Origin of the sequence: Nocardioides malaquae (assembly GCF_015070385.1) — a bacterium.
Classification (GTDB): domain Bacteria; phylum Actinomycetota; class Actinomycetes; order Propionibacteriales; family Nocardioidaceae; genus Nocardioides; species Nocardioides malaquae.
This window is the reverse complement of sequence record NZ_JADCSA010000024.1, coordinates 1-7820: the sequence shown is the minus strand read 5'-3', so window position 1 is coordinate 7820 and position 7820 is coordinate 1. Positions and strand designations below refer to the sequence as shown.

Here is a 7820-nt window from a genome sequence, read left to right as displayed (position 1 = left end):
GCACGGAGGCTACGAGCCAGACACCAGGTGCTCGGGATCCAACCACCGCAACAGCGGCAGCAGAAGCCTCACACTGACGGGATGCTAGCGCTGGTGCGAGGGGGCGTGGTCAGGCGCATCTGGTCACCTCGAGAACGCGTTCCTTGGCCTGGTGGAAGGAGCGGCCGTCGTCGGCCCGGACGTGCACGACGTTGTCCTTGACCCAGATGCGCGCGCCCGTCGCCTGCCGGATGGACTGGATCGTGGCACCACGTCGCCCGATCAGGCGACCGACGGAGTCCGGTCGCACCTCGAGGGTGGTCGTGAAGGCCCACGCGGTGCTCTTGACGACCGCGTCGGCAGGGGGCCACGCGGCCCCGGGCTCTCGCGCCACCCAGACCTTCAGGACCTTCTCGGGGAAGTCCTTCTCGAACCGCATGCTCTGCTGCGTCACGTCGTGCTCGAGGCGGTCCGGGCTCGAGAGCGTCTGTTCGACCTCGGTGGAGGAGACGCCCCGCTGGGCCATGCGCTCGCGGAGGTGTCGGGTGTAGCACAGACGGGTGGCCGGCGGCAGGCCAGCGGGACGGGTCGTGTGGGCATCGCGGGGACGTCGGCGGAGGAGGACGACCACACCGACAGTGAGGGCCGCGAGGGCGGCCAGGACGAGGGCCACGGTTGAGGTGCTCAAATGACTGCCTTCCGGAAAGCTGCTGCGGTCGCGGTGGCGGGGCGGCGGGCGGGGATCAGGGTGAGGGTGCTGGCCGCAAGCTGCAACCGGCGGCTCAGGTGGTGAGAGTGTGAGACCACGTGGAGCCGGGCGATGGACGCCAGCTCCGTGAAGGCGTGGTCGCCACTGACGATGACCAGGTCGGTCACGCCTGCCGCCACGAAGTCTCGACCTGCTTCCACCAGAGCGGCGTCCGCAGCGTCTGGAGAGGTGCCCACCAGGGTCAGTCCGGCGCCGAACGCCGTCACCGCCGCAGTGTGTCGGCCCAGGACCTTCGGTCCGGTCGCGAGGCGTGTGGGGATGGGTCCGAGGCAGCCTCTGAGGTCCTGGACCAGGTCGGACGCCTCGGACTGGTCGAGCAGACGGCCGTCGCTGATGAGGACGTTCTCGATGTCGACGAGGGCAGCGAAACGGGTGTGGCGTGAAGGTGCGGGGATCGAGCTCTTCATGTCTGTCTCCTGCTGTGCGTGGTTTGGTGAGACAGACGATGGGGCGAGGCACAGGAGGCATCACGTCTTCCAATGCCTACCCTGCCTACCCCTGTTCGCTGGCAGGATCAGCCCTGTGGCCAGATATGAAATCGCGATCACCGGAGACCTCATCCACGGGTTGAGCCACGTGCTCGGTGGAGTACCTGCCACAGCAGACCCGGTCGTGGTCCTGTCCGGCTTCCTCGACCGGTTCGCCAAGCAGTACGGACTGAGCGAGAGCGGCGACATCGACGCCGACCCCCTCGACGTGTTGGGCCTTCCCGACGAGCTCGAGGTCCTCCTGGCCGGCCTCCTGGGTCTGGACGCGCGGGTGACATCTGATGAGGTGCGCCGGGTCATCTATGACGCACTCACCGAGGTGGCGGCCCAGCAGTCGTCGCGTCGGGTCATCAACAAGACCCACGACCTCTCCGAGGAGGCGATCCTGGTCCTCGGGCAGGTGTGCTGGAACATCGAGACCAACGGGTCGCGCCCCCGTCTCCCACTCAAGCGCTTGGAAATCGGTGGCCGGACCGTCTGTGACATCCAGGTCCCGGGAACGCGCAAGGACTTTGCCACGATGATGTGGGCGGAACGTGCCAACGAGAAGTGCGGCCGCAAGTCCTCCGGCCAGAGCTTTCGCAAGCAGGCCGCTCGCCTGACCGTGCTCATGGCCCAGCACATCCTCGCTGGCCGGGACATCCAGGCGGACGTGCCCGTCGCGGCGAATCTCACGCAGGACCCTGACGGCAGGTACAGGGTCGTCTGGACCTGGGACGAAGCGCCCACCGTGTCAGGGGCACCGGCCGCGCGGACGGAGGCGGCCCGTGCCCTGCCGTCGCCCGCGGCGGCCGAGGTTCGGAGTGCGGTTCCCGGACCCGTGTGCATCGGCGCGCCCGCCGACGTGGGCGCCGGCTACCAGCCCCGCTTCGTCGAGGTCGAGATCGGCCACCACTGGGCCGAGGGCGGCGACGGGCGCGTCTGGCTGACCGGAGGACCCGGGCTCGGGAAGTCCTTCACAGCGCGGAAGCTGATGCGCGATGCCCTCGCCGACCGGAGCGACGAGAGGGCATCCCTCCTGGTCTGGGTGGACTCCGCCGGGGTCGAGTCGGTCCAGGCAGCCCTGGCCGAGGCAGGGGAGGCACTCCGCGCCCGTGGCCTCATGGGGCCGCCCACCGGGTCGAAGTCCCCCGGCCAGGAAGCACGCGCCGTCCTCGCGGCCCTCGCCACCAGCGCGTGGCGCTGGCTGGTCGTCCTCGACAACGCCGACGCCGACGAGCTCATCGACGCCAACCTCGTGCCGTCCGGCGCGAACCCGGGTGGACGGACGGTGATCACCACCACCAGCCGGTCGGTGCGCATGGGCAGCCACGGCCGAGTGGTCAGGGCGGAGCACTTCAGCGATGACGAGGCTGTCGCCTTCCTGAGGAGCGACGTCCATCGCAGGAATGGTGCGGACTCGCCCTTCGCGCAAGCCGCAGAAGCACAGCTCGCAACACTCGCCCACACAGTCGGTCACCACCCCCTTGCCCTCTCGATCGCAGCCGCGACCATCGCCTCCAACGCGCTCGAGATCGACGAGTGGATCAGCGAGTTCACCGCCGATCATCCGCTTGACCTGGTGGCGGACGAACGTGACCCCGGTGGGTACCCGCGCCTGATCGCCGCCACGTGGAGAGCCGCCTTGGCCAGAGCCAGCAGGGGGCTTCCCGAAGGCCTGGTCGAACGGGCCGTGCTCGTCGCGGCGCTCCAGGCCACAGACGGGCATCCGACCTGGGTCTGGGACACGGAGGCGGTGGCGACGTGGGTGGCAGGAGGGGGGACCCTGCAGCGGAGGCACCGCGTGCCCGTGGTCGTGCAGCGGCTGATCGACCACAGCATCGTGGACCTGCGTGGTGGGTCGTGGAGAAACGGGCGCGTGGCGATGCACCAGCTCGCAGCGCGCGCGGTGCGTGAGCACTTCGACGGGGAGACCGTCCACGAGTTGGCACACATCCTGAGTGTGGAGTGGTTGAAGCGAATCACTCTCGACGAACCAGCCCACAGCGTCCTGCTGGCGAACACCGACGCGCTGGACGAGGTCGTGGGCTTGCAGGAACCCGCCTCATACGTGGTCGCTGCGCTGCGGTCATACCTCGACCGTCCGTCGCTGGGGACGGTCGAGTTCGGCATGAACCGTGTCCGCGCGATCGCGCCGGCGCTCCTGCGTGCCGGCGCCGTCGGCCAGGTGCGCTGGGCCGAACTGTGGCTGGCCGAGAGCATCGAGCTCGAGCGGACCGGGGTCGACGACGCAGCGTTGGCCGCTCGGGGCCTGGAGACTCCCGCGGCCATGCGCGCAGCCGTGCGTGACGTCCTGGAGAAGACGGTGGAGCGTGAGGAGGGCGCGTGGCGGGGACGGAGCCTCGGGCAGTTGGCCGCGGCCCATCAGGCCCTCGGGGACGAGGCCAAGGCCGCAGCCGCCAGGGCTCAGGCCATCGCGACCTACGAGGGCGTCATCGCTGACGCGAGGGAGCTGAACGCGTGGTGGCTCACGGATCTCGCCGACCTGTACGTCGCTTGCGGCTTGGCTGACCGCAGGGCCCAGCTGTTTGAGCGTGCCGATCGAGTGCTCAAGGGGGAGCCGCCCGTGGTGCCAGACACGGTCGGGGATGCGGCCTTGGTGGTCGCGCAGCACTGGTATGGCAAGGCAAAGGTGCTGGCAGCGCTGGGACGCCGCGGCGAAGCGATCGAGTCAGCCCAGCAGGCCCTCGTAGCCTTGGGGGGCCAGCCTCGCCACCCGTCCTTGTCCCACTACTACCTGATGTTCCTGGCTGGATTGCACATCGAAGAACGTGCGTGGGCTGAGGCGGAAGAGTGCCTCACACGTGCGCTCGACAGCCGCGACCTGCTGCCAGGGCGTCGTGTCCTCCTCGCGAGCGTGCAACTTCACCGTGGACTCAGTGAGCGTGCCCTCGCCACTCTGGCTCATGCTCGCTTCATGGGTCGTCGACACTCCGAGGGTGACTCTCCGACACACCTTCACCTGGACCCGGACGTCAAAGAAGTACTGGAGCGGACGTACGCGGAGATGGCTGATTCGTTGACCATGGTCAATGGCCTGGAACTCCAAGAACAGACCCTGGTGGCCGCGACGTCTGAAAGGTGGGGCGATGCGCTGTCGCTGACTCGCTCTCGTCTTGAACACCTTGAGTCGCACCCTGACCCCGACCAGTGGGCTCACGAGTCCCAGATGGCGGACGAGCTTTCCTTCGCCGGGTTGTGCGCATCGCGGGCAGGTGAGCACCGCGAGGCCGTCGGACATCTGGAGCGCAGCATCAGCATCCAGACGCTCTTGGCGGAGATGGATCCCGCCTGGCCGCCCCACGACATGCACGTGGCCCTCCATCGGCTGCGAAACGCCCTGCAGGGGTTGCAGGAGTGGGGCCAGGCGTCCGACGTCGCGGACCGGTTGGTGGAGGCGTTGGAAGCCCGGCTCCTGCAGGCACCGGCTGACGTCGAACCCGTCGCCGACCTGTCCGAGGCGCTGGTGAGGGCAGCTGGTCTCCATTTCCAGGCCGGGGACACAGAACGACCGGGCGAGCCAGCCGGTCGCGCTGTGTCGCTGCTCGAGGCGGCCATCGACGCCCATCCCGATGAGCATCGCCTCAGGAGGCTCCTCATCGATGCGCTGACCATGTCCGCCATCGTCACGGATGACCCTGAGGCGTGGGGGTGTTTCCGCCGCTGCGTGGAGATCTACGAGCATCTCCTCGTCGTCGACCCCGGCAAGCACGAGTCGGACTTCGTGGAGTTGCTCCTGCTCCTGGCGTCGGGGCTGGAGCAGCAGGGCGACCCCGAGGCGGCTGAGTTCCGGGCGCGGGCCGCGGAACTCGGCTGGAGCGCTGAGGACGAAGCCTGAGTACCACCCGACGGATCCAGAGTGCGCAACCCGGGACATGCGGTCATGCTCGCACCTTCAACGCCGACGAAATGGAGCGCGTCGAAGCCGCTGCTCCGTCAGTCGACCCCGTTGAGCAGGTTCACCAGTTCGTCGCGCAACCGGTGGTCGTCGGCGGCGAGTCCGTCGAGGACCTCTTGCAGGGTGACAGCCGACTGTCGAATCTCCTGCGTGCTGCGGTGGGTGAGGAACAGTCGGGAGTAGTCGGGATCGGTGACCACCTTCTGCCAAGACTGGTCGGACTCGTTGGCCCACCAGGCCGAAGGCCCGAACTTCAGCTGAAGCGGCGCCTCGCCGTCACCCTCTCTGCCGGCGACAGCGAAGTTGACCGTCCACTGGTAGATGCCTGCGTAGTTGGCACTCGCTTCGGTGACGCGGTCCGGGCCAAGAACCTGCGCGAGCTGCGGCACGAGGTGACGAGAGGCGTGGTTTTTCAAGGCCGCCTTGACGCGCTGCAGCAATGCGCGGCTCTCGCCGAACTGGTCATGAGCCCGGTCGCGTAAGGAATCAGCGAAGTTCACCGCAGCAGCCTCGACGCTCTGGGTGCGGTAGTGCTTGGCCTGCCCACTCGAGCACATCGCGTCGATGAACTGGATCATGTCGTGGTCATTCACTGTTCGGTCCTTGACGAAGCGGTGGTGGAGGTGCCGAAGGAAGGCGACCTGGTCCGGGTGGGTCCGGCGGTACCGCGCGTCGCCCTCGATGAGCTCTGTGAGCGGGGCGATGAGGTCGGGGTAAGAAACGACAGCAGCCTTTTCCCACCCGCCGGACAGAAACGCGCTGTTGACCCTCGCGCAGAGCATCACCACGACGCCCTGCTTGCCTGAGAGAGTCGCGTAGTTCAGGTACCGCTTGTAACTGTGACCATGGCCGTCCGACGTGTAGTAATTCTCGATGACGAGCCGGGTGTCGTCGTCCTCCAGCACGAGGTCAGCGATGTCCATCGGCTCATCGGGGCCGGAGACGTTCACTTCCTGACGCACGCTGAAGGACCCGCTGGCGATCTCGGTCCCCGACGCACGGTGGCGGTTGACGGCGTCCACGAGGATGTCCTGGAAATGGCTGCCGAGCCCGTGGGAGCCATCGCGGTCCAGCAGCCACGCGAACACGTTGGAGAGTTGCTTCTCGTGGGTGCCGTGATGCATCACGTCGAAGACGTTGAACGCTGGCGCGGAGCTCCCGGACAGTGCCGGGAGCAGCATGGTGACCAGTCGCTCATTCACTCGCCCACCGTAACGGTCCGCGGTTGTCCCCGGTGCGGGAACGGGGCCTTCGTCTGCCGCGGCATCTGAGGTCACGACCAGGACGTCACACGCCCGTGCGGGGGAGTCCACCGCGGCGTACTCGCGGCCTCTGCTCCAGGGCGTACGGCTGCGGATGCGGCGCCTCCAACGCTTCCCTGAGGTCAGGGCGATCCTCCAGCGCCTCTCGCAATTTCCTCTTGGCTCGGCTGACTCGCTGGTCGACGGAGGCCGGTGAGAGGCCCAGTTCTTCAGCCACCTCGGCGGCGGATCGACCCTCGATGAACCGTCGGCGCAGCACGTCGGCGTCCCGTGACGCCAGGAGTGCCAAGGCGTCGTCGATGACCACGGCACCCACAGCAGGCAGCGAGGCGACGCGCGACGACCGCATCTGGTGGACCAGGAGGCCCACGGGGTCCGCGTCGTCATCCTGCGCGAAGTTGGCCGCAGGCCGGCGGTCCTCAGCGCGGGCGCGGTCGATGATCGCGTTCTTCGTGGCGGTCTCCAGCCAGGCTTCGACGTTGTCGGGCGCCCTGTCGTCGTCCCACGTCGTGACGAACTTCGTGAGCACGATCTGCAGCAGGTCTTCGAGGTCGGCCTCGCCCAGCCCAGCACGTCCACCACGGCCCCGCACGATCGGTCGCGCCACGTCGATGAGGGCCTCGTAGTCCACCCGGTCAGCCTAGGTAGCCGCACCACTGCCGGAGGGGCTTTGTCAGATTCTCGGAGCCCTCGACGTCGTAGGTGGTGAACGCCCCACCAGGGGGCACCGCAAGACGGGACTCGACATGAGCCTTCCGACCCTGACCGTGGCGAACGCCCACTTTGTCACACACCACCTCGCCGTCGGCGGGGACCTCGCGTACGACAACGACACCGCGGCAGCGCAGGCCTTCGACCTCGTCGGCGCGGGCATCACCCACGTGCTCGACGTCCGCCAGGAGTGCGACGACGTCGAGCTGTGGTCGCTCGTGCCGGAGGTCGAGTACCGGTGGGACGGCATCGACGACGCCGGCCAGCGCGTGCCCGCGGCGTGGTTCGAGAGCGTCACCGACTGGGCGCTCGACGCGATCGAGGCCGGGGGAGTGGTGCTCACCCACTGCCACATGGGCATCAACCGCGGCCCCAGCGCCGGGTACGCCGTCATGCTGCGGCTCGGCTGGGACCCGGTCGAGGCGATCGCTGCGATCCGCGCGGCACGCCCCATCGCCAACGTCTGGTACGCCGAGGACGCCCTCGAGTGGCACCTCGCCCGCACCGGTGCCACCGGCGGTGAACGCGCCGTCACCCGTCGCCGCGTCAAGGACTGGCGCCAGGCCCACCCGCTCGACGTGGTCCGGATCATCCGCTCCATCCGACTCGGCGAGGCGTCGTGAAGACGTCGTCGACCAAAACTGATGCTCCTATTGGCCGTCAAGGCCGTGGGGACTCAGCGCTGCAAGATCAGCTGCCAGGCGAATCCCACA

Annotated in this window: 6 protein-coding genes; 2 read left to right on the top strand and 4 right to left on the bottom strand. The window is 68.2% G+C overall.

Going from position 1 to position 7820, the window contains the following annotated elements; all coding sequences use genetic code 11:
• Positions 1-109: 109 nt before the first annotated feature.
• Together IEQ44_RS15390 and IEQ44_RS15385 are read right to left on the bottom strand one after the other, a co-directional pair.
• On the bottom strand, positions 110-667 hold the full coding sequence (locus IEQ44_RS15390) for a KH domain-containing protein (protein WP_193639366.1): 558 nt from the start codon (positions 665-667) through the stop codon (positions 110-112).
• A complete protein-coding gene (locus tag IEQ44_RS15385) occupies positions 664-1155 on the bottom strand; it encodes a hypothetical protein (protein WP_193639365.1) in 492 nt (163 codons plus the stop codon). The genes IEQ44_RS15390 and IEQ44_RS15385 overlap by 4 nt, the downstream gene beginning before the upstream one ends.
• Positions 1156-1270: 115 nt before the next feature.
• On the opposite strand from IEQ44_RS15385, the gene IEQ44_RS15380 reads away from it, so the two are divergent.
• Positions 1271-5074, top strand: coding sequence for an NB-ARC domain-containing protein (locus IEQ44_RS15380; protein WP_193639364.1), 3804 nt, complete (start codon positions 1271-1273; stop codon positions 5072-5074).
• A gap of 98 nt (positions 5075-5172) precedes the next feature.
• Here the strand turns inward: IEQ44_RS15380 and IEQ44_RS15375 are convergent, their stop codons facing one another.
• Together IEQ44_RS15375 and IEQ44_RS15370 are read right to left on the bottom strand one after the other, a co-directional pair.
• Entirely contained in the window at positions 5173-6336 is a 1164-nt protein-coding gene (locus IEQ44_RS15375; RefSeq protein WP_193639363.1) for a PD-(D/E)XK nuclease family protein, read from the bottom strand.
• Between the two features lie 85 nt (positions 6337-6421).
• The gene (locus IEQ44_RS15370) at positions 6422-7027 is read right to left on the bottom strand and encodes a sigma-70 family RNA polymerase sigma factor (protein WP_193639362.1); all 606 of its coding nucleotides are present in this window, start codon (positions 7025-7027) and stop codon (positions 6422-6424) included.
• A gap of 115 nt (positions 7028-7142) precedes the next feature.
• Here IEQ44_RS15370 and IEQ44_RS15365 point away from each other — a divergent pair, with 115 nt between their 5' ends.
• Positions 7143-7730: a dual specificity protein phosphatase family protein gene (locus tag IEQ44_RS15365; protein ID WP_193639361.1), complete on the top strand. Its 588-nt coding sequence runs from the start codon at positions 7143-7145 to the stop codon at positions 7728-7730.
• Positions 7731-7820: the final 90 nt, after the last annotated feature.